The 23,166-nt window shown below is 73.3% G+C and carries 21 protein-coding genes and 1 riboswitch; of the genes, 8 read left to right on the top strand and 13 right to left on the bottom strand.

All coding sequences use genetic code 11. The annotated features are described in order from the left end of the window. Window positions 1-8: 8 nt before the first annotated feature. From pknB to thiO, 4 genes are all read right to left on the bottom strand, one after another. Window positions 9-1,922, bottom strand: coding sequence for a Stk1 family PASTA domain-containing Ser/Thr kinase (gene pknB, locus OHA65_RS11465; protein WP_327283025.1), 1,914 nt, complete (start codon window positions 1,920-1,922; stop codon window positions 9-11). 146 nt (window positions 1,923-2,068) lie between these two features. Continuing rightward, window positions 2,069-2,863 (bottom strand): thiazole synthase, encoded by a 795-nt coding sequence (locus OHA65_RS11460; RefSeq protein WP_327283024.1) that lies wholly within the window; start codon window positions 2,861-2,863, stop codon window positions 2,069-2,071. Between the two features lie 5 nt (window positions 2,864-2,868). Further along, on the bottom strand, window positions 2,869-3,069 hold the full coding sequence (gene thiS, locus OHA65_RS11455) for a sulfur carrier protein ThiS (protein WP_328762492.1): 201 nt from the start codon (window positions 3,067-3,069) through the stop codon (window positions 2,869-2,871). After that, window positions 3,066-4,259, bottom strand: coding sequence for a glycine oxidase ThiO (gene thiO, locus OHA65_RS11450; protein ID WP_328762491.1), 1,194 nt, complete (start codon window positions 4,257-4,259; stop codon window positions 3,066-3,068). Before thiO ends, thiS begins: the two co-directional genes overlap by 4 nt. Further along, window positions 4,257-4,369: riboswitch (TPP riboswitch) on the bottom strand. (Overlaps the previous gene by 3 nt.) A 93-nt stretch (window positions 4,370-4,462) precedes the next feature. On the opposite strand from thiO, the gene OHA65_RS11445 reads away from it, so the two are divergent. The 5 genes from OHA65_RS11445 (at window position 4,463) to OHA65_RS11425 (ending at window position 8,935) form a co-directional block, all read left to right on the top strand. After that, window positions 4,463-5,683 carry an FAD-dependent oxidoreductase gene (locus OHA65_RS11445; RefSeq protein WP_327283022.1) on the top strand — a complete coding sequence of 407 codons (1,221 nt, stop codon included), beginning with the start codon at window positions 4,463-4,465 and terminating at the stop codon, window positions 5,681-5,683. 148 nt (window positions 5,684-5,831) lie between these two features. Beyond that, entirely contained in the window at window positions 5,832-6,197 is a 366-nt protein-coding gene (locus tag OHA65_RS11440) for an Rv2175c family DNA-binding protein (protein WP_266577684.1), read from the top strand. Between the two features lie 75 nt (window positions 6,198-6,272). After that, window positions 6,273-6,923 (top strand): thiamine phosphate synthase, encoded by a 651-nt coding sequence (thiE, locus tag OHA65_RS11435; RefSeq protein WP_327283021.1) that lies wholly within the window; start codon window positions 6,273-6,275, stop codon window positions 6,921-6,923. Window positions 6,924-7,015: 92 nt separating this feature from the next. After that, on the top strand, window positions 7,016-7,933 hold the full coding sequence (gene metF / locus OHA65_RS11430; RefSeq protein ID WP_327283020.1) for a methylenetetrahydrofolate reductase [NAD(P)H]: 918 nt from the start codon (window positions 7,016-7,018) through the stop codon (window positions 7,931-7,933). A gap of 51 nt (window positions 7,934-7,984) precedes the next feature. Further along, window positions 7,985-8,935 (top strand): hypothetical protein, encoded by a 951-nt coding sequence (locus OHA65_RS11425; RefSeq protein WP_405761812.1) that lies wholly within the window; start codon window positions 7,985-7,987, stop codon window positions 8,933-8,935. Window positions 8,936-8,991: 56 nt separating this feature from the next. Here OHA65_RS11425 and OHA65_RS11420 read toward each other — a convergent pair whose 3' ends face one another. The 5 genes from OHA65_RS11420 to OHA65_RS11400 form a co-directional block, all read right to left on the bottom strand. After that, window positions 8,992-10,404, bottom strand: coding sequence for an NAD(P)/FAD-dependent oxidoreductase (locus tag OHA65_RS11420; protein WP_327283018.1), 1,413 nt, complete (start codon window positions 10,402-10,404; stop codon window positions 8,992-8,994). A gap of 66 nt (window positions 10,405-10,470) precedes the next feature. Then, complete coding sequence (locus OHA65_RS11415; protein WP_328762487.1) at window positions 10,471-11,106, bottom strand: DUF4126 domain-containing protein; 636 nt, start codon at window positions 11,104-11,106, stop codon at window positions 10,471-10,473. A gap of 132 nt (window positions 11,107-11,238) precedes the next feature. Then, entirely contained in the window at window positions 11,239-11,640 is a 402-nt protein-coding gene (locus OHA65_RS11410; RefSeq protein WP_327283016.1) for a DUF3040 domain-containing protein, read from the bottom strand. A 308-nt stretch (window positions 11,641-11,948) separates the two neighbouring features. Beyond that, window positions 11,949-12,722, bottom strand: a complete 774-nt coding sequence (locus OHA65_RS11405) for a methyltransferase (RefSeq protein WP_327283015.1) — start codon at window positions 12,720-12,722, stop codon at window positions 11,949-11,951. Between the two features lie 89 nt (window positions 12,723-12,811). Then, window positions 12,812-13,303 (bottom strand): SAV_6107 family HEPN domain-containing protein, encoded by a 492-nt coding sequence (locus OHA65_RS11400; protein ID WP_327283014.1) that lies wholly within the window; start codon window positions 13,301-13,303, stop codon window positions 12,812-12,814. 195 nt (window positions 13,304-13,498) lie between these two features. Between OHA65_RS11400 and OHA65_RS11395 the strand changes: the two genes are divergently transcribed. From OHA65_RS11395 to OHA65_RS11385, 3 genes are read left to right on the top strand one after another with little or no spacing between them, the layout of a single operon-like run. Continuing rightward, complete coding sequence (locus tag OHA65_RS11395; RefSeq protein ID WP_327283013.1) at window positions 13,499-14,290, top strand: ATP-binding cassette domain-containing protein; 792 nt, start codon at window positions 13,499-13,501, stop codon at window positions 14,288-14,290. Beyond that, the gene (locus OHA65_RS11390) at window positions 14,262-16,349 is read left to right on the top strand and encodes a YhgE/Pip domain-containing protein (protein WP_327283012.1); all 2,088 of its coding nucleotides are present in this window, start codon (window positions 14,262-14,264) and stop codon (window positions 16,347-16,349) included. Before OHA65_RS11395 ends, OHA65_RS11390 begins: the two co-directional genes overlap by 29 nt. 29 nt (window positions 16,350-16,378) lie before the next feature. After that, window positions 16,379-17,005, top strand: a complete 627-nt coding sequence (locus OHA65_RS11385) for a TetR/AcrR family transcriptional regulator (protein ID WP_327283011.1) — start codon at window positions 16,379-16,381, stop codon at window positions 17,003-17,005. Window positions 17,006-17,437: 432 nt separating this feature from the next. On the opposite strand, the gene OHA65_RS11380 is transcribed toward OHA65_RS11385, so the two are convergent. The 4 genes from OHA65_RS11380 to OHA65_RS11365 form a co-directional block, all read right to left on the bottom strand. Then, window positions 17,438-19,882, bottom strand: a complete 2,445-nt coding sequence (locus tag OHA65_RS11380) for a transglutaminaseTgpA domain-containing protein (RefSeq protein ID WP_371646627.1) — start codon at window positions 19,880-19,882, stop codon at window positions 17,438-17,440. Further along, on the bottom strand, window positions 19,879-21,246 hold the full coding sequence (locus OHA65_RS11375) for a DUF58 domain-containing protein (protein ID WP_329313242.1): 1,368 nt from the start codon (window positions 21,244-21,246) through the stop codon (window positions 19,879-19,881). The genes OHA65_RS11380 and OHA65_RS11375 overlap by 4 nt, the downstream gene beginning before the upstream one ends. Then, window positions 21,246-22,256 (bottom strand): MoxR family ATPase, encoded by a 1,011-nt coding sequence (locus tag OHA65_RS11370; RefSeq protein WP_327283008.1) that lies wholly within the window; start codon window positions 22,254-22,256, stop codon window positions 21,246-21,248. Before OHA65_RS11370 ends, OHA65_RS11375 begins: the two co-directional genes overlap by 1 nt. A gap of 135 nt (window positions 22,257-22,391) precedes the next feature. Then, window positions 22,392-22,943, bottom strand: a complete 552-nt coding sequence (locus OHA65_RS11365) for a carbonic anhydrase (RefSeq protein WP_327283007.1) — start codon at window positions 22,941-22,943, stop codon at window positions 22,392-22,394. Window positions 22,944-23,166: the final 223 nt, after the last annotated feature.

The raw sequence follows: 23,166 nt of genomic DNA, 5'->3' as shown, positions 1-23,166 counted from the left end.
ATCTACCGCTACAGCCCCTTGGTCCGCAGGACGATCGTGCTGCCCTCGGGGGCGGCCTGGCCGCCCGGCACCGACTGCGCGTCCACCGTGTTGCTGAAGGAGAGGAACGGACGCTCCACCTTCACCTTGAAGCCGGCCGCCTCCAGCGTCTTGCGGGCCACGTCCGCCTCCTGGCCGGTCACGTTCGGCACCGGGATCTGCCGCGGGCCCTTGGACACGGTGAGCGTCACCGTGTCACCGGTCGAGGCCTGGACGCCGGCGCCGATCGACTGGTTGGCGACCGTACCGGCCGGGAACTGCGAATTGACCTGGTCGGCGGCCGTCTCGACCTTGAGGCCGGCGTCCTGGAGCGTGGCCCGCGCCTGGTCGAGGGGCCGTCCTGCCACGTTCGGCACCTGTACCGGCCGGCCCCTGCTGACCAGGATCGCGACCGCCGTGTCGGTGGGGCGCTTCTGCCCGCCCGTCGGGTCGGTGGAGATCACCGAACCCTGGGCGACGTCCTGACTGAATGCCTGCGTGACCAGGCCCGGCGCCAGACCGCTCTTGGTCAGCTCGGCCTTCGCGTCCTCCAGCGTCTTGCCCTTCACGTCCGGTACGACGACGACCTCGGGGCCGCGCGAGACCGTGAGCACCACCGCACCGTTGCCGCGGATCCGCTTGCCGCCGGCGGGGTCGGAGTTCATCACCGTCCCGCGGTCGAAGGCGTCGCTGAACTTCCGGTCGATCCGCTTCACGCCGAGGCCGGCCGCGGACAGCTCGGTCTTGGCCTGCGCCTCGCTCTTGCCCAGCAGGTTGGGTACCTGGGTGAACTGTCCGGCGTTGATGTACCAGACCCCGGTGCCCAGGCCGAGGGCCAGCAGCACCCCGGCGATGACGAGCAGCGTGCCGCGCCGCGGCCCGCGCCGGGCCGGCGGCGCCGCCTGGGCCTGCCGCACCTGCGCGCGGTCCGGGAGCTCCAGCCGCGACGTGGGGTTCGCGGGCTGCGCCGCCACGGACCGCGCGATCACGCTGGTGCGGTCCTCGGTGGCGCTCCGTACCTGCGCGTACGCCTGGGGCGGTACCGAGTCCAGCTCGGCGTCGCTCAGCCGCGCGCGGGCGTCGAGGGTCAGCCCGAGCAGGGCGGCCGCGTCGGCGGGGCGCAGCTCCGGATCGCGGGCGGCGGCGTACGCGACGAGCTCGTCCAGGCCGGCGGGCAGCCCCGGGACGGCGGCCGACGGGGGCGGCACGTCCTCGTGCAGGTGCTGGTAGAGCACCTGGGCGGGGGTGCCGCCGCTGTGCGGCTTGGAGCCGGTGAGCATCTCGTACAGGACGACGCCGCAGGCGTAGACGTCCACGCGGGTGTCGCCGCTGCCGCTCTCTATCTGCTCCGGGGCGAGGTAGGAGACGGTGCCGAGGACGGAGCCGGTGGTGCTGGTGACCGAGTCGACGGACCGGACCAGCCCGAAGTCCGCCACCTTGACCCGGCCGTCGTCGCCGATCAGGACGTTCTCCGGTTTCATGTCCCGGTGCACGAACCCCGCGCGGTGCGCGGCGCCGAGCGCGGCCAGGACGGGCTCAAGGATGTCGAGCGCCGCACGGGGCTGGAGCGCGCCGCGCTCGCGCAGGACGTCACGCAGCGTGCAGCCGGACACGTACTCCATGGCGAGGTAGGTGTACGGCCCGTCGGTGCCCTGGTCGAAAACGGCGACGACGTTGGGGTGCGCGAGGCGGGCGACGGACTTGGCTTCTCTGATGAAACGGTCGACGAAGCCGCCGTCGGCGGCGAGCGCCGGGTGCATCACCTTCAGCGCGAGCACGCGGTCGAGACGGGTGTCGACGGCCCGGTAGACCGTTGCCATGCCGCCGGCCGCGATTCGGGCGTCGACGCGGTAGCGGCCGTCGAGTGTCTGCCCGACGAGGGGGTCATCCAGGGTCGTATCCACCCGGCGATTCTACGAGCGCCTTCCGGGCTCCCGGCCAGGGTGGTGATTGTTGCAGCGCAGCTGTGACGTCCGGCCGGGGGTGCGCCCATCGCCTCGAACGCCGGCGGGGCCGGTTTTTCCAGCCCGTCCGACGTTCGAGGGCCGGGTCAGAAGGCCGGGCGTTCCGGGTCGAGGGCGGCTTGGCCGTCGGTGGGGGACGAGGCCTGTGCGAAGCGGCGCTGCGGGATGCGGCCCGCACGGAACGCCAGCCGCCCCGCGGACACGGCGTCCCGCATCGCCGTCGCCATCAGGACCGGCGACTGGGCGCGGGTCACCGCCGAAGCCAGCATCACCGCCGAGCAGCCGAGCTCCATCGCCAGGGCGGCGTCCGAGGCCGTGCCGGCGCCGGCGTCCAGGACCACCGGGACCCCGGCCCGCTCGCAGATCAGCTCGAAGTTGTGCGGGTTGCGGATGCCCAAGCCCGAGCCGATCGGAGATCCCAGCGGCATGATCGCCGCGCAGCCCGCGTCCTCCAGCTTGCGGGCGAGCACCGGGTCGTCGTTCGTATAGGGCAGCACCGTGAAGCCCTCGTCCACCAGGGTTTCCGCCGCGTCCAGCAGCTCCACCCCGTCCGGCAGCAGGGTCCGCTCGTCGGCCACGACTTCCAGCTTGATCCAGTCCGTGCCCAGGGCTTCTCGCGCGAGGCGTGCCGTCAGCACGGCCTCACCCGCCGTGAAGCAGCCCGCGGTGTTCGGCAGGACCGCGATGCCGAGCCGGTCCAGGACCGACAGGACCGAGCCCTGGACGGTCGGGTCCAGCCGGCGCATCGCGACCGTGGTGAGCTCCGTGCCGGACGCGATCAGGGCGCGTTCCAGGAGGTCCAGGCTCGGTGCCCCGCCGGTCCCCATGATCAGGCGGGAGGAGAAGGTCCGGCCGCCCAGTTCGAAAGCGTCGTCCGCCATCGTGCTCAGCCTCCCTGTACCGCGGTGAGGACCTCGACCCGGTCGCCCTCGCCCACCGCCGTGAGCGGCCACTGTCCGCGCGGGACCACGGTTTCGTTCAGTGCGGCCGCGACGCCGGACGGCGCCGCGGTCAGGGTGGCGACCACCGCGTCGAGGGTGGTGCCGGCCGCGATCTCGCGCGGCTCGCCGTTGACGGAGATGGTCATGCGTACGACTCCTGACGTGCGGCGCTGAAGCGGCGCGGGGTGAACGGGCGGGCGATCTCCGGCACCGTGCCGGTGGTCAGCAGCTGCGCCATCACGTCGCCGGTGAGCGGGGTGAGCAGCACCCCGTTGCGGTAGTGGCCCGTGGCCAGGTGCAGGCCGGGCAGGTCGGTCGGGCCGAGCAGCGGGGCGTTGTCGGGGGAGCCGGGCCGCAGCCCGGCCCGGGTCTCGGTCAGTGGAAGCTCGGTGATGCCGGGTACCAACTCATGTGCATCGCGCAGGAGTTCGTACACGCCGCCGGCGGTGACCGTGGTGTCCCAGCCGAGTTCCTCGCTGGTGGCTCCGATGACGAGCTCGCCGTTCTCGCGCGGCACCAGGTACACGTGGCTGCCGCGGACGACCGCCCGCACCGTCCGGGAGAGGAACGGGGCGTACGGCGCCGGTACCGCGAGCCGCAGCACCTGGCCCTTCACCGGCCGTACGGGGGGCAGCACCTGCGGCGGTACGCCGGCGAGGCGGCCGCTGAGCGAGCCTGCGGCCAGGACCAGCTGGTCCGCGCGCAGCTCCGTACCGTCGTCGAGCAGTGCGCCGACGGCCCGGTCGGCGGTGGTGAGCAGCCGCTCCGCGCCCGCCCGGCGGATCTCCACGCCGGCGCCCTCGCAGGCGGTCAGCAGCGCGGCCGCCAGCCGGCGCGGATCGACCTGGTGGTCGCCGTCCACGCGCAGGCCGCCGCGTACGCCCGGGGCCAGCATCGGCTCCAGGCGGCGGCACTCGCGGCCGGTGAGCCACTCTGACTCCAGGCCGCAGCGGCGCTGGAGGGCGTGCAGTTCGCGCAGGTGGAGCCGGTCGTCGGCGTCGAGGGCGACGGCGAGCGTGCCACAGGCGCGGTAGCCGATGTCCATCCCGCCGGACGCCTCGGCAAGCTCTGCGGCGAACTCCGGGTAGCGGGCGGCGGAGGCGAGGTTGAGGCCCAGCAGGGTCTCCTCGCCGTAGTGCAGTTCGGTGACGGCTGCGAGCATGCCAGCCGCGACCTGCGCGGCGCCGCCGCCGGGCGCCGGGTCGGCGAGCACGGTCCGCAGCCCGCTCCGGGCCGCCCGCCAGGCGGTGACCAGGCCGATGATCCCGCCCCCGATGACGAGGACGTCGGATCCCGCGGCGGATCCCGCGGCGGTTCCCTTCCGAGATGAGTGCATGGGCGTCCAGCCCCTCCCTTCGCCGGCATGACCCGGATCAGGTTCGTACGGTCGGAGGCCGCTCAGCCTCCCTCTCAGCCCGGTGCGCCCGGACTCCCGCGATAGGTACGACCGCCAGCCTAACCCCGGCGACGGGGCCGGGTAAGGCTGCCTCCCCGGGTCCACTGTTACTGACTGTGCGTCAGATCGCTAGGCTGGGCGGTGTGAGCGAGCAGACGGAACAGACTCAGAGCGGTGTCGTCATCGTCGGCGCCGGAATGGCCGGGGTGCAGACCGCGGTCGCCCTTCGGGAGCAGGGCTGGAGCGGCCCCGTGACCCTGCTGGGAGCCGAGCCCCACCAACCCTACGACCGGCCCCCGCTGTCCAAGGCGGTACTGCTCGGCAAGGCCGAGGACTCCGCCTTCGACGTGGACTTCGAGGGGCTCGGGATCGAGCTCCGGCTCGGTGTGGAGGTCACCGGGCTGCGGGCCGCCGAGCGCGAGCTGGACACCGAGGCGGGGCCGGTCCCGTACGGGGTGCTCGTCCTGGCGACCGGCGCCGAACCGCTGACCCTGCCCGGGTCCGAGGGCGTCCAGGGCGTGCACCTGTTGCGCACCCTGGACGACGCGGCCCGGCTGCGCCCGGTGCTGGCCGCGGCGCCGGCGACCGTGGTGGTCGGGGCCGGCTGGATCGGCGCCGAGTTCGCCACCGCCGCGCGCGAGGCGGGCTGTGCGGTGACCGTGGTCGAGGCGGCGGACCGGGTGCTGGCCGGGGCGCTGCCGGCGGAGGTCGCGGCACCCATGACCCGCTGGTACGAGGAGGCGGGGGCCGCCCTGCTGACCGGCGCCAAGGTGGCCTCGGTGGAGTCCGGGCGGGTCCTGCTCGCGGACGGGCGGGAGCTGCCGGCGGGCGCGGTGGTCGTGGGCATCGGCGCCCGGCCCGCCACCCGGTGGCTGGAGGGCTCGGGGATCGAGCTCGGGCCGGACGGCTCGGTCACGGCGGACGCCTACCTGCAGACCTCCCTGCCCGGGGTGTACGCGGTCGGCGACTGCGCGTCGTTCCCCTCGGCGCGCTACGGGGCGCGGCTGCTGGTGCACCACTGGGACAACGCCCTGCAGGGGCCGCGCGTGGTCGCGGCGAACATCCTGGCGGGGGCTCCGGCCCAGGTCTACGACCCGGTGCCGTACTTCTGGTCGGAGCAGTTCGGGCGCTTCGTGCAGTATGCGGGGCACCACGCGGGAGCGGACGAGCTGATGTGGCGCGGGGACCCCGCCGAGGCGACCTGGTCGGTGTGCTGGCTGCGGGCCGGAGCGCTGGTCGCGGTCCTGGCGGTGGGCCGGCCGCGGGACCTGGCGCAGGGGCGGAAGCTGATCGAGACGGGCGCCCCGGTGGACCCGACCAAGATCGCGGACCCCGCCACGCCCCTGAAATCCGCGCTGGTCTAGGGGCCGCGCCTGCGAGCCGCGCCGGAACGTCCGGAGCCCCGTCCGGAGCCCCGTCCGGGAGCGGTGCGCGGGGCGCGGCGGAGCCGCCGCGCCCCGGACGGGCCGGCTCGGGTACCGGGTGTCGGTCCGAGGTGGCAGGCTTGTGCCCGTGACCGAGATTGACGCAAAGATCGATGCCCTTGTCCCCGCGTGGCTGTACCTCCCCGACATCGCGGAGATGCTCGACATCGAAGTGACCAAGGTTCGCCAGCTGGTCAAGGAAGGTCAGCTGCTCGCGGTGCGCCGCGGCGAGAACCGTTCCCTCCAGGTCCCCGCGGCCTTCATCGACGGGGACAAGATCGTCAAGGGCCTGGTCGGCCTGCTGACCGTGCTCCGCGACGACCGCTTCACCGACGCGGAGATCCTGGAGTGGCTGTTCACCGCCGACGACACCCTGCCCGGCACCCCCGTCCAGGCGCTGAGCGAGAATCGCGGCACGGAGGTGAAGCGCCGCGCCCAGGCGCTCGCCCTCTGAACCGCGCCATTTGATCCAACCGCGGTGCGCGGGCCCCGGACGGCCCGTGCACCGCTCCCACCCCGGGGGGTACCCATGTCCGTGAAGGCCCAGCTGTCCGACGCACGGCTCTACCTGTGCACGGACGCCCGCAAGCGGCAGGGGGACCTCCCCGAGTTCCTCGACGCGGTCCTGGCCGGCGGCGTGGACATCGTCCAGCTCCGGGACAAGGGCATGGAGGCCGGCGAGGAGCTCGAACACCTCCGGGTCTTCGCGGACGCGGCCCGCCGGCACGGCAAGCTCCTCGCGGTCAACGACCGCGCCGACGTCGCCCACGCCATCGGCTCCGACGTCCTGCACCTGGGCCAGGGCGACATCCCGGTGCCCGCCGCCCGCGCGATCCTCGGCGAGGACCTCCTGATCGGCCGGTCCTGCCACGCCGAGTCCGAGGTCGACGCCGCCGTCGCCGAGCCGGGCGTGGACTACTTCTGCACCGGCCCCTGCTGGCCCACCCCCACCAAGCCCGGCCGGTACGCCCCCGGCCTCGGGCTGGTCCGCTACGCGGCCTCGCTGGCCCCGGCCCGCCCCTGGTTCGCCATCGGCGGCATCGACGCCGGCAACCTCGACGAGGTCCTCGACGCCGGAGCCGACCGCATCGTGGTCGTCCGCGCGTTGACCGAGGCCTCCGATCCGGGTGCGGTCGCCGCCGACCTGGCCAAGCGGGTCCGGGAGCGCGTTTCCGCCTAAGTCTTCTCGGGGCGCCCGTGCAGGTGTCCAAAAACGTGTCCAAAAGGCGGACACGGCTTCGGGGTCCGCGTAGGCGCGTCTAACCTGCCCGTATGGCCCTTGGTACCGCTTCCACCCGTACGGACCGTGCACGCACGGTCCGTGACCTGCTGGCGTCCGGGAGCCCGTCGTACTCCTTCGAGTTCTGGGCCCCCAAGACGGAGAAGGGCGAGCGCAACCTCTGGAACGCGCTGCGCCGGATCGAGGCGGTGGGCCCGAGCTTCGTCTCCGTGACCTACGGGGCCGGCGGCTCCACCCGCGGCGGCACCGTCAAGGCCACCCAGGAGATCGCCGCCGACACGACCCTGACCCCCGTCGCGCACCTCACCGCGGTCGACCACTCCATCGCCGAGCTGCGCCACGTGATCGGCCAGTTCGCCGACGCCGGCATCCGCAACATGCTCGCCGTGCGCGGTGACCCGCCGGGCGACCCCATGGGTCCCTGGGTCGCGCACCCCGAAGGCGTGCACTACGCCGCCGACCTGGTCCGGCTGCTCAAGGAGTCCGGCGACTTCTGCGTGGGCGTCGCGGCGTTCCCCGAAATGCACCCGCGCTCGGAGGACTGGGACACGGACATCCGTCACTTCGTGGACAAGTGCCGTGCGGGCGCCGACTATGCGATCACCCAGATGTTCTTCGATCCGGAGAATTATCTGCGCCTGCGCGACAGCGCCCAGAAGGCGGGCTGCGAGACCCCGATCATCCCCGAGGTCATGCCTGTTGTGGGCATCAAGCAGCTCGACCGGCTGCCCCAACTCAGCAACGCGGCCTTCCCCGCAACCGTGAAAGAGCGCATGCTCGCCGTCAAGGACGATCCGGCCGCTGTACGCTCCATTGGGATCGAGTTCGCCACGGAGTTCTGCGCGCGGCTGCTGTCCGAGGGTGTCCCGGGGCTGCACTTCATCACGCTGAACAATTCCACGGCGACTCTCGAAATCTACGAGAACCTGGGCCTGCACCAGCGGGCCTGATCGGCCGGCCCCCGTTTCCTGGGCGGTTGGCCGTACCGAGAGGTGCCACGCATGGGAATGACGGTCCTCTACATCGCGTTCGGTTTCGTCGCGCTGTGGCTGCTTGCCGAGGTCCTGATGCAGTACAAGGCCCGGTTGCGCTGGCGGCTGCTCGCGTTCGCCGGGTTCCTCGGAGTGGTCGCCGGGGTGGTGCTGCCGTCGGTGCCGGTCATCGGCCTCGGCGCGGCCGCGTTCGCCGTGGGCCAGACCCTGGTGACCCTCTCCTTCCGCAAGGGCTTCGAGGCCGGCTGGGCGCTGCGCCGCGGCGGCAAGCCCGTACGGCAGACCCGACGCCGGCGGGCGGGCGGTCCGCGCCCCGAGCCCGCGCTGGAGGTGACCGCGCTGGAGTACGGGTCCGACGGGGCGACGGCGGACCCGGACGGCGCCGGCACGCCCGAAGAGGCGCGGCCCGAACCGCGGTTCCAGGCCGCGGCCGCGGAGTTCTACAGCCCGGAGCCGCTGCCCGAGGACACCGGGTCGTACGGGATACAGAGCTTCGCCCCCACTGCCGACGCGGGCGGGACGGCGGCGTTCGCCTCGCCGTACTCCACGGCCGAGCAGGACGCCCACCAGTACGCCGCCCACTACGACACGCAGGCCTACGCCCCGCAGAACCAGGGCGGCTACGACTACTCCGCGGGCTATCCGGCGGGCGGCGAACAGCAGGTCTACGCCGCCTACTCGGACCCGTACATCGGCACCGGCGGGGCCGTCATCCCGCAACAGCCCTACGACTACACTTCCTACCCCGAATACACGGCCGACCCGTACGCGGGCGCGGGCGGGCAGCAGCAGTACTCCATGGACACCCCGCCCGGCGGAGTGTGGGTGCCGCAGCAACGCGCCACCGAAGGGGCCGCCCCGGCCCACCCCGGTGACGAGCAGCAGAACCCGTACCCGCAGCAACAGCCCCAGCAGTACCCGTACCAGGGCACCGGCGAGTACGAGCAGTACCGCTACTGACGCCCCCGTACCGATGCGGGCCGCGCCCCCGGGAGTTGCTCCCGGGGGCGCCCGTGTCACTGGGAGCCGCGGAACCCCGCGCCCTCCACGATCAGCCCGGCCACCAGCGCCCCGGTCATCCCGGCGTGCGCGAGGCCGCCGCCGGGGTGCGCCCAGCCGCCGGCGAGGAACAGCCCCGGCAGGGCAGTGGTGTTGGCGGGGTAGAGCATCCGGCCGTCCGCTCCGGCCAGCGCGGGCGGGGGCACCGCGCCGTCCTGTGCGCCGGTCTCCGCCTCGATGTCCGCGGGCGTGCGCGCGTGCGCCCACAACAGCCGCTCACGCAGCTCCGGCACGGCCCGGGCCGCCAGGTCCAGCAGCTCCTCCGTATGGCCAGCAGAGGCGCCCCCAGGGCCGCAGACGGCGCTCACGGTGACCGCCTCGTGGTCCGCGTCGGGCCGCACGGCCGGGTCGTCGGGGCGCAGCACGGTCAGCTGGGCGCCGGGGGAGTGGACCAGGGTGCGGTGGACGGCGTCCGCGGGGCGCGCGCCGCGCAGCGCCAGCAGCAGGGTGAGCCGGCTGGCCACCCCCGGCCCGCGGGCGGGGGCGCCGCCGGCCGGCACCGGGGCCCGCAGCTGCCGCGGGTCGACGCCGCAGACCACGAGGTCGGCGGCGACCCCGGAGCCGTCGGACAGCACGAGCCCGGCCGCCCGGCCCTCCCGCTCCAGGACCTCCCGTACCGGAGCGTCGAAGACGAAGGTGACCTTCCGCTCCAGACAGCGCTCGTACACGGCGGTGGCCAGCGCCCGCATCCCGCCGCGCACGTACCAGCTGCCGAACGTCTGCTCCATGTACGGGAGCACGGCCGCCGAGGCCGGCGCGGTGGCCGGGTCGACCCCGTACGCCCGCACCCGGGCGGCCAGCAGCTCGCCGAGCTCCCCGCCCAGCTCGCGCCCGGCCACTTCGGCGAGGGTCGGCGGGCGGCGGCGCAACAGGCCGCTCCCGCGCAGGGCGGGGTACGGATCGCGCCCCAGCACCTGCCAGTCGGGGCGCAGGGGCTCCTCCAGCAGCGGGCGGCGGGTGGCGTCCCAGGCGTCTCGGGCCCGGCCCAGCACACCGTTCCAGCGGTCGCCGGCGCCCGCACCGAAGGCCTGGTCGAGGACGGCGGCGGCGCCGCCGCGGGAGCCGCCCGGGAGCGTGACGGCCGTGCCGTCGGCGAGGACGTGCCGGACGGCCGGGTCGACCTGGACCAGCTCGACGCAGTCCTCCAGGGGCCGCTTGCCGGTCTTGACGAACAGGTCGCGGTAGACGGCGGGCAGGTGCAGCAGACCGGGCCCGGTGTCGAAGGCGAAGCCGTCGCGCTCGTACCGGCCGACGGAGCCGCCGTACGTGGACCTGCGCTCGTACACCGTCACCTGGTGCCCTGCCACGGCCAGCCGGGCCGCCGTAGCCATCGCGCCCATGCCGGCGCCGATCACCGCAATTCGTGCCATGCGGATGACCCTACCGAGCGGGACCGGGGGAGCTCGGCGGGAGGTCAGCGGGAGGTCAGCGGGAGGTCAGCGGGGTGGGGCCGGGGCCCGGGCGGCCGCCCCGCGCTCCTCGGCGGCGAGCCGTTTCTCCTCGCGGCGCTGGGCCCGGCGGCGCAGGAAGCGGCGGATCCGGGTCCAGAGGAAGACGAGTATCGCCAGCCCGGAGGCCAGCAGGACGGCCGCGATGATCGCGGCGGCCTGCGGGTTGAACATCGCGAAGGTGACGATGCCGGCCACGGCCAGGTCCTCGGCGGTGCTCAGCGCGATGTTGCTGAAGGGTTCCGGTGAGGTGTTGACGGCCATGCGGGTGCCGGCCTTGACGAAATGGCTGGCCAAGGCTGTGGAGCCGCCGACGGCGCCGGCGGCGATGTCGGAGAGCGAGCCGCTCTGGCCGGCCAGCAGGGCGCCGACCACCGCTCCGGACAGCGGACGGATCACGGTGTGCACCGTGTCCCAGACCGAGTCCACGTACGGGATCTTGTCGGCGACGGCCTCGCAGAGGAACAGCACACCGGCGACGATCAGCACGTCGGTGCGCTGGAGGGACGCGGGGACCTCGTCGGTCAGTCCGGTCGCGCCGAAGGCGCCGAGCAGGAGGACCACGGCGTAGGCGTTGATCCCGCTGGCCCAGCCGCTGGTGAAGACCAGGGGGAGCACACTCACCGGGGCATCATGCCGTAGGACCGGGCCGCGGCGCGGGCGATCCGGTGGACGGGCGGGCGGACCGGCGGAGCGAAGACGTGAGGGGACGGCCGCCGCACGGCGGCCGTCCCCTCACGTCATGTCTGCGTGGCCCTACTGCCCATGTTCGTCGCGGCGGCGCTGCCACCGCTCCTCGATGCGGGTCATCATCGACCGACGCTGCCGGTTCCGGCCATGGGCCGAACCGCCAGAACTGCCGGAGACGGGCTGCTCGCCAGGCTTGGGTGCCTTGCGCCAACCGGTGACCACGAGGACCGTACAGCCCAGCATGACGAGGAATCCCACCACGCTGACCCAGAGTACGTTCGGAATGATCACACCGGTCATGAGGAGCGCGATACCCACCACAATGCCTGCGACTGCCTGGTAGACCCGTCGCCGGGTGTACGTACGCAGTCCGCTTCCCTCAAGCGCTGTCGCGAACTTGGGGTCTTCGGCGTACAGCGCTCGCTCCATCTGCTCGAGCATTCGCTGCTCGTGCTCCGAGAGCGGCACGGGAGTCCTCCTCATCCGTCGGTCGCGGGGGGTAGCGACCAGGGGTCCCCTTCAGGATAGGCGGGGAATCGCCCCCGTGACACCCGCCCTCTACGCCAGGTTACAAAAACACTGCCCGAAAAAGGCGCCGCCCGAAAAGGCGCTGCCCGGGAAAAACCCTGCGCGAAACCGTACCGCCGAGTGGGCGGTCACTGGGGCGCTTATTCCCCGTCGGCCCGTCCACCATGCCGGTCACTGGGAACGATCATACGGTGCCGAACGGCGGATCGGAGGGCGTCCGCAGTACTCGGTGAGAGGAACTCCGCAGATCAGGCGTGCTGCTCGCGCGGGGGCTTGGTGCCGAGGACGTGCAGCTGGGTGGCTACCGCGTGGAACGCCGGCAGCTCGGCGGCGGCCTCCTCCAGGCGCAACAGCGCCTCGACCGCGCCCGGCTCGGTGTCGACCAGGACGCCGGGGACGAGGTCGGCGAAGATGCGGATCCCGTGCACCGCACCGACCTCCAGGCCGGCCCCGCCGACCAGCTCGGCGAGCTGCTCGGCGGTGAAGCGGCGCGGTACCGGGTCGCCCGCACCCCAGCGGCCGGCCGGGTCGTTGAGGGCCGTACGGGCCTCGGTGAAGTGGCCGGCGAGCGCACGGGCCAGCACGGCCCCGCCGAGGCCGGCGGCCAGCAGGCTGAGCCTGCCGCCGGGGCGCAGGGCGGCGACCGCGTTGGCCACGCCCTCGGCCGGGTCGTCCACGTACTCCAGCACGCCGTGGCACAGCACCACGTCGTACGCGTCGCGCTCGACGACGTCCAGCAGGCCCTGGGCGTCGCCCTGCACCCCGCGGACGAGGTCGGCGACACCGGCCTCGGCGACGCGGCGCTCCAGCCCGAACAGTGCGTTCGGGCTGGGGTCGACCACGGTCACCCGGTGGCCCAGCCGGGCCACCGGCACCGCGAACTTGCCGGTGCCGCCACCGGTGTCCAGCACGTCGAGCACGTCCCGCCCGGTCGCCTTCACCCGGCGGTCGAGTGCCTCCTTGAGGACCTCCCACACCACGGCGGTGCGAAGGGAGGCGCGGGGGCGGGAAGTGTCCGACACGGCTGATGACTCCTCGGCGCGACAAGGGGTGAGAGATGCGTGTCCCACCCTATTGCCTGGGGGATGTCCCGCCGGTCACCCAGGGCAGCTCAGCCCGCGTCCGCGGGCCGCGGATGATCGGGACGGGGCTGCGGCAGCATCGGCGCCTGCGGCTGGAGGGCGAGCATCCGCTCGACCAGCCGCAGGAACATCTCCACGGCGCGCACCAGATCGTCCGCGTCCCGGACCGTCGCCGCATCCCGTATCCCCGCCTCCGCGCGGGCCCGGCGCTCGGCGCCGGAGGCGAACAGCGCGCTCCACTCCGTCAACTCCGGCGCTATCTCCGGCAGTACCTCCCACGCGCTGCGGATCCGGGGCCGGCGCCGCGCGCCGGCCGGCTCGGGCCGCCCGCGCGCGGCGAGCACGGCCGCGGCGGTGCGCAGCGCAGCGAGGTGGGCGGTGGCGTACCGCTCGTTGGGCCGGGTCAGCCGGACGGCCTCGGTGAGGCCGGAGCGGGCCTTGGCGAGCAGATCGAGCGCGGCCGGAGGTGCTGCCGACCTGCGCGGGACGGGGTGGACAGGGGACGGGGACGGTGTGGCCATGACGAACCTCCTGTCGTTGCGTACTGCTGTGTCTGCGTTTGTGCCTGCCCCCATCGTGACGCTCACCACTGACAATCGCCCTGACCTGCTGTTTTGCCCGCTCTGTCCGGTCAACTGCCCCCCTGTGCGCATGTGGTGCTCCTCAAGCTGCTAGTTTTTGAACTGACCGGTCAGTTCAAAAGAAGGGGGGACGGCGTGGACAGCCCGCACGGTGCGGCCGTCAAGGCCGAGGACTTCGGACTCAAGGGCCCGCGCGGCTGGGTGTTCCGCGGGGTGGGCCTCGACGTGCCGCCCGGCTCGCTCATCGCGGTCGAAGGCCCCTCCGGCAGCGGCCGGACCTGCCTCCTCCTGGCCCTCACCGGACGTATGAAGGCGACCGAGGGCCACGCCGAGGTCGCCGGCCACCGGTTGCCGAAGCACATGGCCGCGGTCCGCCGGATCGCCGCCCTCGGCCCGGTCACCGGGGTCAACGAGCTCGACCAGTCCCTCACCGTCGCCGAGCAGCTGCGCGAGGGAGCCCTGCTCCAGCGCCGCTACGAGGGCCCCGTCCGCGTCCTGCTGCGGCCGCGCGCCGAGCGCCGCACCGGCACCGGGGCCCGGATCGAGGCGGCGCTGGCCGCCGCCGGACTGGACCTCGCCGCGCTGCCCAAGGGCCCGCGCACCTCCGTACGGGACCTGGAGCGCCTGGAGGCGGTCCGGCTGTCCGTGGCCATCGCCCTGCTGGGCTCGCCGCGGCTGCTGGCCCTCGACGACCTGGACCTCAAGCTCTCGGAAGCCGAACGCTCCGAGGCCTGGACCCTGCTCCGCTCGATCGCCGACCGCGGGACCACGGTCCTCGCCGTGTGCAGCGACGCGCCGGACGACGCGACGGTCCTGCGCACGGGCGCCACAGCGAAGGCCGGGACCACAGAGAAGACCGAAAAGACCGACAAGACCGAAGACACGAAGGGGGCCGACGATGCGCTCGCCGAAGCTGGCCGCGCTTGAGCTGAAGCGGTTCGGGCGGGGGAAGCTGCCCGTCGCCGCTCTCATCGCGCTGCTCCTGCTGCCGCTGCTGTACGGCGCGCTGTACCTGTGCTCGTTCTGGGACCCGTACAAGAACCTGGACAAGGTGCCCGTCGCCCTCGTCAACGCCGACAAGGGCGCCACCGTCGACGGCAAGCACCTGGACGCCGGCGGCGAGATCGCCAAGAAGCTCCACGACAGCAAGACCTTCGACTGGCGCGAGGTCAGCGCCGCCGAGGCCGCCAAGGGGGTGGAGAAGGGGACGTACTACCTCTCCCTCACCATGCCCGCCGACTTCAGCACGAAGATCACCTCCAGTGCCGGGGACGACCCCACCACCAGCGCCCTGCAGGTCCGTACGAACGACGCGAACAACTACATCGTCGGATCGATCTCGCGCACCGTCTTCTCCGAGGTCCGCTCCGCGGCGTCCACCAACGCCTCCCGCGGCTTCCTCGACAAGATCTTCGTCTCCTTCTCCGACCTCCACGACAAGACCGCCGAGGCCGCCGACGGAGCCGACCGGCTCAAGGACGGAGCCGGCAAGGCCCAGCAGGGGGCGAAGGAGATCGCCGACGGCCTCGACACGGTCGAGGAGAAGAACGGCGAGATCACCGGCGGGCTGAAGAAGCTCGACTCGGCCGCGGGCAAGCTGGAGACCGGCACGAAGGACATCGCCGACGGCACCCAGCAGGTCGCGGACAAGATCAACGGCACCGCCTCCCAGGTCCGTCCCTACCTCGACAACCCCAAGCAGCTCGCCGACACCGCGCTGCTCGTCGCGGACACCGCCCGGGTCGTCAACAACCACCTCGAAATCTTCAGCAAGAAGGCCCCCGCCGCAGCCAAGGTCAGCAAGCAGGCTGCCGCCCTGGCCGCCGACACGTACACCCGCACCTGCACGGGCGCTGCCGCAAAGCCCTTGCCGGTCACCTGCGCCGACATGAAGAGGCTGAAGGACGTCACCGCCGAAGCCGCCCAGCTCACCGGCGACGTCGACACCCTGGTCAACGACTCCAACGGCGATCTGGCCGACCTGCGCAAGGAGCTCACCGACCTGGAGAAGCAGGCCCGCAAGCTCGCCGCGGGCGCCCCCGCCCTCTCCGGCAAGCTGGACCAGGCCGTCGCCGACGCCAACGCCCTCAACACCGGCGCCCACAAGGTCGCCACCGGCATGGGCCAGCTGCACACCGGCCTCGGCAAGGCCACCGACGGCTCCGAGGCCCTCGGTGACGGCGTCGGCAAGCTCGGCGACGGGGCCCACCGCCTCGACGGCGGCATGTTCAAGCTCGTCGACGGAACCGGCGAGCTCGCCGGCGGCCTGCACGACGGCGTCGGCAAGATCCCGGACTACGACCAGCAGCAGCGCGACACCCGCACCCAGGTGATGGCCGACCCGGTCAAGCTCGCCAACCAGTCCCTGCACAAGGCGCCCAACTACGGCACCGGCTTCGCGCCGTACTTCATCCCCCTCTCCCTCTGGGTCGGCGCGATGGTCGCCTACATGCTCATCGCGCCGCTGAACCGGCGCGCCCTCGCCGTCGGCGCCTCGCCCTGGCGGATCGCCTTCGCCGGCTGGCTGCCCGTGGTGGGCATCGGCGTCCTGCAGGTGCTCGCACTGATGTCCGTGCTGCACTGGGGCCTCGGCCTGGAGATGGAACGCCCGGCCCTCACCATCGGCTTCCTCGCGCTGGCCACCGCCTGCTTCGCGGCGATGGTCCAGTGGCTCAACGCGAAGTTCGGGGCGGCCGGGCGCATCCTGGTCCTCGTCGTGCTGATGCTGCAGCTGACCTCGGCGGGCGGTACGTACCCCGTTCAGACCAGCCCCGCCTTCTTCAACTGGATCCACCCCTACCTGCCGATGACGTACATCGTCGAGGGGCTGCGCCGCCTCATCTCCGGCGGCGACCTCACCCGGGTCTGGGTCGGCTGCGCGGTCCTGGTCGCCTTCACCGCGGGCTCCCTCGCCCTGACCGCGCTCGCCGCCCGCGGCAAGCAGGTGTGGACGATGGACCGGCTGCACCCGGAACTGAGCCTGTAGAGATCGGTTGACCTGTGAGAATCAGCGCCATGGACACCAGCAACACCGGTACCGGCGGCAGCCGCCGGCAGGCGACCCGCCAGAAGCTCTACGAGGCGGCCGTCACGCTCATCGCCGAGCAGGGCTTCTCGGCCACCACGGTCGACGAGATCGCCGAACGGGCGGGCGTCGCGAAGGGCACGGTCTACTACAACTTCGCGAGCAAGAACGAACTCTTCGAGGAACTGCTGCGGCACGGCGTCGGGCTGCTGACGGCCTCGCTGCGCGACGCGGCCGAGGAGACCGAGCGGCGCGGTGGCAGCCGGGTCGAGGCGCTCGACGCGATGATCCGGGCCGGTCTCGTCTTCATCGACCGGTACCCGGCCTTCACCCAGCTGTACGTCGCCGAACTGTGGCGGACCAACCGGGCGTGGCAGTCCACGCTGATGGTGGTCCGGCAGGAGGCGGTCGCCGTCGTGGAGACGGTGCTGCGGGAGGGCGTCGAGCGCGGGGAGCTCAGCGCGGAGATCGACGTGCAGCTGACGGCCGCCGCGATGGTGGGCATGGTGCTGGTGGCCGCGCTCGACTGGCAGTCGTTCCAGAGCGAGAGGTCGCTGGACGACGTGCACTCGGCCCTGTCACTGCTGCTGCGGGGACGGGTCAGCGGGAACCGCTGAGGAGGCCGGTGCCCCCCGATCGGCGGTGCCGTGGTGCGGCGGGACGGCGTAGAACTGGTGGCGCCGCCCGCTCCGCGTGTCGTTCGCCGCGCCGCCTGAGTACGTGTACCTAGGCGCGGAAATGAGTACGGGCGCGGATGGGCCCCCACCTGCGCGGACGCCAGACTGGGGACAACGGACGGGGATCCGGCCCGGACCGCCGACACGGGGCGGCAGGTGCGGGCCGGGCTTCGCCGGACGGGGGAGGGAACGCGGAGCGGCGGGGCTCGGGGGGATCGAGCCTCGCCGCTCCGTGCGTGCACCCGCCTGTACGGGGCGGCCCCCGGGACTCTGCCCCCGGGACTCTGCCCCCCCGGGACTCTGCCCCCGGGACTTCGTCCGGGGGAGCCCCAGCGCCGCGCATGCCGGCGGGGCCGGCCCCGCCGGCTCGACTCAGCCGCGGTTGCGGAGGGGGAGGCGGGCGCGGGTGCGGGTCAGGACCCCGGCGGCCTTCGCCAGGGGGGCTGCGGCGCGGGCCGTCAGGGCCGCCCAGCGGGCCGCCGCCGCCCAGCGCAGGCGCACCGCCGAACGCGGCAGCAGCAGCGCCCGAAGCCGGGAGCCGCGGCTCAGGGAGCCGAGCAGCGCGCCGCGCACCAGCAGGACGTCCGCCGCCAGGGTCTCGTACGAGACCTCCGCGCCGGGCGGGGCGTACAGTGCCCGCTCCACCGCCCCCGCGACCCGGTGCACCGCATCGGCTGCGTCGAGTTCCAGCCGGCCCAGCACCACCACGCGGCCCGCCGCCCGCCGCGGCGACAGGGCCCCGTCCGGGGCGATGCCCACGTCCCAGGCCGCATCACCCAGCTCCTGCCAGGCCTCCAGTACGCCTCCCGCCGCCAGCCGGCCGTCCCGTACCCGCTTGCGCCACAGCAGCGGCAGCAGCGGGAGGGCCAGCAGGGCCAGGATCGGCAGGGTCCAGCCCAGGACCGCGGTCAGCGACGGGCCACCGCCACCGGAGCCCGCGTCCTGGTGCGGCGCCGAGGCCCCGCACTCGCCCAGCTTCTTCGCCTCCGGCGGGCAGGCGTCCGCCTTCGAGGGCGCCGCCGACGGCTGGGCCGCTCCCGTCGAGGGCAGCGCCGTCGGCGCGGACGGCTGGGGCGCCGGCGCCTCGGGACGCGAGTAGTCCGGAACCGTGATGCCCTGGCGCGGCGTCGGCTCGAACCGGGTCCAGCCCACGCCCTCGAAGTACAGCTCGGGCCAGGCGTGCGCGTCCCGCATCGAGACGTTCACGCTGCCGTCCGACTGCTTCTCGCCGGGCGTGAAGCCCACCGCGACCCGCGCCGGGATCCCGAGGGTGCGCGACATCGCCGCCATCGAGAACGCGAAGTGGATGCAGAATCCCTCCTTGTCCGCGAGGAACCGGGCGATGGCCTGCGGCCCCGTACCCGAGGCGACCTTGGTGTCGTAGCGGAAGCCGCCGTCCTCGGCGAAGTAGTCCTGGAGCTTCACCGCCCGTGCGTAGTCGTCCTTCGCGCCCCTCGTGACCTGGCGGGCCGTGTCGGCTACCACGGGCGGCAGGTTGTCCGGCAGCTTCGTGTACTCGGCCTTGATCGCCGGATCCGGCTGCGGCGCCGCCTGCAGCTCGACGGCCGTCGGCCGCAGCAGCAGACTGCGCACCGTGTACATGGCGCCCTGGACGTTCTGGAACCTGTCCTTGCCCAGCTGGTCCCCGACCAGGGTCCGGCCGGCCGGCTCGAACCGCCACTTGCCCGGGATGTCCACGGACGTCGCCGGGTAAGGCATCGGCAGGTAGCGCTGCGCGTACGTGTCGGCCGCCGAGATGCTCGTCCGCACCTCGGTTCCGGTGGCCCGCACCTGCTCGCTCAGTCCCGGCGGGGTCGGCAGCCGCTCCGGTACGTCGCTCAGGGCCCGCCCGGAAGCCTCCCACTTCACGCCGTTGAACTCGTCCAGCGCCAGGATCCGCAGGTACTGCTCGCCGAGCTGCGGGCTGTCCGTGCGGTACTTCAGCACCACCCGGTTGTCCTGTGTGTTCAGGCTGCTCTGGAGGGACACCAGCGGGTTGACCGCCGAGATCGTCCCGCCGATGCCGGTGCCGCCGCCTTCGGCGTCGCCCTGCGCGCCGAGCAGCCCGCCGCTGAGCGAGGGCAGCACCGTGGGCACCGCCAGGGCGATGCCCAGCGCGACGGCGCCGATCCGCCGGCCGGTGCGTACGGGGGCCACGGCCTGGGTCGGGGCCCCGAGGCCGCCGTACCCGGAGGCCTCCGCCGCCCGCCCGCCGGGTGCCGCGCCGAAGACCCGTCCCCACTGGGCGAGCCGGTCGCGGCCCTCGGCCAGCAGCAGCAACAGGTAGCCGCAGCCGGCCAGTACGAAGGAGACCGCGGAGGCCCCGGCGCCGCCGGAGAGCCCCGCGGCGACCGAGTACAGCGCGAGCAGCGGCAGCCCGGCCGCGGCGGCGGTCCGCAGGGTCACCGCCAGCAGGTCCACCAGCAGCCCGATCAGCAGCACCCCGGTGAGCAGCAGCAGCCGGATGCCGTCGGTCAGCGGCGCGGGGGTCGCGAACTCGCCGACGTCCTGGACGCCCCGCTGGAACAGGGCGCCGAAGTCCGTCACGAGGTAGGCCACCGGCCCGGTCCCGGTGGACTCGCCCTTGCCCGCGAACAGGAACACGAGCACCAGCAGCGACACCAGCACCTGTGCGGCCACGGTGAGCGTGCGCCCCAGCGGCACCCGCCGGGCCCCGGCCCCCACCCCGCTCTGCACGGCCAGCAGGGCCGCCGCCTGGAGCAGCCAGCCCGAGGAGTCCACCAGCGAGGCCAGCGACCACGAGGTGAGCAGCGTCGCCAGCATCGCGAAGAGCGTCACGCGCGCTCGCCCGCTCATCCCCAACCTCCGGAAGTACCCGTGCCGAGCGGAGCGTTCCCGGCCTGGCGCCACAGCTCCCCGAACGCCACCCCGGGCGGCGCTGCGAGCGCCGTCCAGCCCGCGTCGCGCAGCCTGCGCACCCGTGCTTCCACCTTCGAGGGCCGTCCGGCCCACAGCGCGGAGTCCAGTACGAAAGCCACCGCGGCCCCGCAGCGGCCGCGCATCTTGGCCGCCAGTTCCGTCTGTACGTCGTCCAGGTCCCCGAAGAAGGCGAGGAGGAGCCCGTCACCGCCGGCTCCGGCGAAGGCCCCGCCGCCGTGGCCGCCGTCGCGCACCGCGTCGTACGCGCGCGAGAGGCCGGCGCCGTCGGAGTGCCCGACGACCGCGAGGGTGTCCATCATCAGCCCGGCGGCCTCCGCGGACTCCTGTCCGCCGGAGGAGAAGCCGCCGCCGCCGTCGCCGGACACCGAGGTCCCGGTGTCCGTCAGCAGCCGCACCGAGAAACCCTGTTCGAGCAGGTGCGCCAGGGCCGAGGCGGCCCCGGAGACCGCCCACTCGAAGGCCGAGTCGGGTCCGGCGCCCTCGAAGGCGGCGCCGCGGGTGTCCAGCAGGACCGTGGCCCTGCTGCGCTGCGGCTGCTCCTCGCGGCGCACCATCAGCTCGCCGTAGCGGGCGGTGGAACGCCAGTGCACCCGGCGCAGGTCGTCGCCGCGCCGGTAGGTCCGGGGGATCACGTCGTCGTCGCCGGCCAGGGCGAGGGAGCGGCGGCTGCCGTCGCCGTAGCCGGAGGTCTCGCCGGTCAGCCGGACCGGGGCCAGTGCCTCGGTGCGCGGGATGACGGTGAGCGTGTCGTAGGTGCTGAACGAGCGGGTCAGCTCGACGAGCCCGAAGGGGTCGGTCAGCCGCAGCTGGAGCGGGCCCAGCGGGTATCGGCCGCGCAGGTCGGAGCGGACCCGGTAGGAGACCTCGCGGCGCCCGCCGGGCTCGACGCGGTCCAGGACGAAACGGGGCCGGGGACCGAGTACGTAAGGGACCCGGTCCTGGAGCATCAGCAGCCCGGTGGGCAGCCGGGAGACGTTCTCCATGCGCAGTTGGACCCGGGCCTCGGATCCGGCGGGCACCCGCATCGGGGTCAGCCGGCGGCTGCCGGAGACCCGGTGGCGGGTGCGGTGCAGGGCGAGGACGCAGACCAGCGGCAGGACGGCGAGCAGCAGCCCGACCCGGAGCAGTTCGCCCTGGCCGAGCACGTACGCGCACAGGGCGGCGGCGACCCCGGCGGCCAGGAAGGACCGGCCGCGGGTGGTCAGCCCCGCGAGCGAGGCGCGCAGCCCGCCGGCGCCCCGGCCCTCGCCGCCGGCGCCGCGCGGGGCACCGGCGCTCATCAGAAGCCCCGGATGCCCGCGCCGGGCGGCATCTCGCCGCGGGCGTGCGCGGCGGGGACGGGGGTGCGCTGGAGGATGTCGTGGACGACCTGCTCGGCGGTGCGCCGGTTGAGCTGGGCCTGCGTGGTGGGCAGCAGCCGGTGGGCGAGGACGGGGGCGGCCAGCGCCTGCACGTCGTCGGGCAGTACGTAGTCCCGGCCGGACAGGGCGGCGGAGGCCTTCACGGCGCGCAGCAGGTGGAGGGTGGCGCGGGGCGAGGCGCCCAGGCGCAGGTCCGGGTGGCTGCGGGTGGCCGAGACCAGGTCGACGACGTAGCGGCGGACGGGCTCGGCGACGTACACCTCGCGGACGGCCTCTATGAGCTTGACGACGTCGTGGGCGTGCGCGACGGCCTGGAGGTCGTCGAGCGGGGAGACCCCGCCGTGCACGTCGAGCATCTGGAGCTCGGCGTCGGGGCTCGGGTAGCCGACGGACACGCGGGCCATGAAGCGGTCGCGCTGGGCCTCGGGGAGGGGGTACGTGCCCTCCATCTCCACCGGGTTCTGGGTGGCCACCACCATGAACGGGCTGGGCAGCGTGTAGGTCGTGCCGTCGATGGTGACCTGGCGCTCCTCCATCGACTCCAGCAGCGCGGACTGGGTCTTGGGCGAGGCGCGGTTGATCTCGTCGCCGATGACGATCTGCGCGAAGATCGCGCCCGGCTTGAACTCGAACTCGCGGCGCTGCTGGTCGTAGATGCTGACACCGGTGATGTCGGAGGGCAGCAGGTCCGGCGTGAACTGGATGCGCTGCACCGAGCAGTCGATGGACTTCGCCAGCGTCTTGGCGAGCATCGTCTTGCCGACGCCGGGGACGTCCTCGATCAGCAGGTGCCCCTCGGCGAGCAGCACGGTCAGCGCGATGCGTACGACCTCGGGCTTGCCCTCGATCACGCTCTCGATCGAGCGGCGCACCCGCTCGGCCGTGCTCGTCAGATCCGCGAGGCTCGCTCGGTCGTCATACGTCGTCACCTGGTTCTCCTCGGCCCTTTCCGCAGGGCCGACGCCCTCAGCGCACTCCGGCCCACCCCGACACGGACGCCGGCCCGGACGGTTTTCCGGGCGGCGTCTTCCCGCATTCTTGACGGCGTTGTGGCCTTGTGTCACTCACGAGGCGGGATCGATCTCCCGCAGGAGTCCGGTGTGCACGTCGAAGACGAAGCCTCGCACATCGTCGCGGTGGGGCAGGAAGGGGTTCGTCCGGACCCGCTGCATGGACTGGCGGACGTCCTGGTCCACGTCACGGAAGGCCTCGACGGCCCAGGCGGGGCGCTGCCCGACCTCGTCCTCCAGCTCGTGCCGGAAGTCCTCGGTCAGGCTTTCGAGGCCACAGCCGGTGTGGTGGATCAGTATGACCGCGCGGGTGCCCAGGGCGCGCTGGCTGATGGTGAGCGACCGGATGGTGTCGTCGGTGACGACGCCGCCCGCGTTGCGGATGGTGTGGCAGTCACCCAGTTCGAGGCCGAGGGCCTTGTGCAGGTCGAGGCGGGCGTCCATGCAGGCCACCACGGCTACGTGCAGGACCGGGCGGGCGTCCATACCGGGATCCTCGAACTGAGCGGCGTACCGTCCGTTCGCTGCCACCAGCCGGTCCGTGACCGAGTCGCCGCCGGCTGCCTGGGTGGTGGACTCTGCGGGCAGGGATGCGGAAGTCGTCATGCCTACGACGTTAGTGGTCACCGCTGGTAAAGGCATGGAGAGAGGGTGGACAAAGAACGTCAACCGTCCTTGTTGTGAGTTAACCCACAGGGGTGGGGTGGCGGCGCCGTTCGGGTGATAAGCGGCTTTTGCGAGTTCCGTACGAGAGGGGTGCACGGCGCGCGGGGCGGTTCGTTGACCGCGGCGACCGTTGCACTAAAGTGACGCGAACCGGCCGGAGCCC

Source organism: Streptomyces sp. NBC_00045, from assembly GCF_045041095.1.
Lineage (GTDB): Bacteria > Actinomycetota > Actinomycetes > Streptomycetales > Streptomycetaceae > Streptomyces.
Note: the sequence above shows the minus strand (reverse complement) of the source record. Positions and strands in the feature narration are given on the sequence as shown.

Coding starts and splice junctions, on each gene's coding strand:
- OHA65_RS11460 (WP_327283024.1), bottom strand. CDS start 2,863: ATGGCGGACGACGCTTTCGAACTGGGCGGCCGGACCTTCTCCTCCCGC.
- thiS (WP_328762492.1), bottom strand. CDS start 3,069: ATGACCATCTCCGTCAACGGCGAGCCGCGCGAGATCGCGGCCGGCACC.
- thiO (WP_328762491.1), bottom strand. CDS start 4,259: ATGCACTCATCTCGGAAGGGAACCGCCGCGGGATCCGCCGCGGGATCC.
- thiE (WP_327283021.1), top strand. CDS start 6,273: ATGTCCGTGAAGGCCCAGCTGTCCGACGCACGGCTCTACCTGTGCACG.
- metF (WP_327283020.1), top strand. CDS start 7,016: ATGGCCCTTGGTACCGCTTCCACCCGTACGGACCGTGCACGCACGGTC.
- OHA65_RS11425 (WP_405761812.1), top strand. CDS start 7,985: ATGGGAATGACGGTCCTCTACATCGCGTTCGGTTTCGTCGCGCTGTGG.
- OHA65_RS11420 (WP_327283018.1), bottom strand. CDS start 10,404: ATGGCACGAATTGCGGTGATCGGCGCCGGCATGGGCGCGATGGCTACG.
- OHA65_RS11400 (WP_327283014.1), bottom strand. CDS start 13,303: ATGGCCACACCGTCCCCGTCCCCTGTCCACCCCGTCCCGCGCAGGTCG.
- OHA65_RS11390 (WP_327283012.1), top strand. CDS start 14,262: ATGCGCTCGCCGAAGCTGGCCGCGCTTGAGCTGAAGCGGTTCGGGCGG.
- OHA65_RS11385 (WP_327283011.1), top strand. CDS start 16,379: ATGGACACCAGCAACACCGGTACCGGCGGCAGCCGCCGGCAGGCGACC.
- OHA65_RS11380 (WP_371646627.1), bottom strand. CDS start 19,882: ATGAGCGGGCGAGCGCGCGTGACGCTCTTCGCGATGCTGGCGACGCTG.
- OHA65_RS11375 (WP_329313242.1), bottom strand. CDS start 21,246: ATGAGCGCCGGTGCCCCGCGCGGCGCCGGCGGCGAGGGCCGGGGCGCC.
- OHA65_RS11365 (WP_327283007.1), bottom strand. CDS start 22,943: ATGACGACTTCCGCATCCCTGCCCGCAGAGTCCACCACCCAGGCAGCC.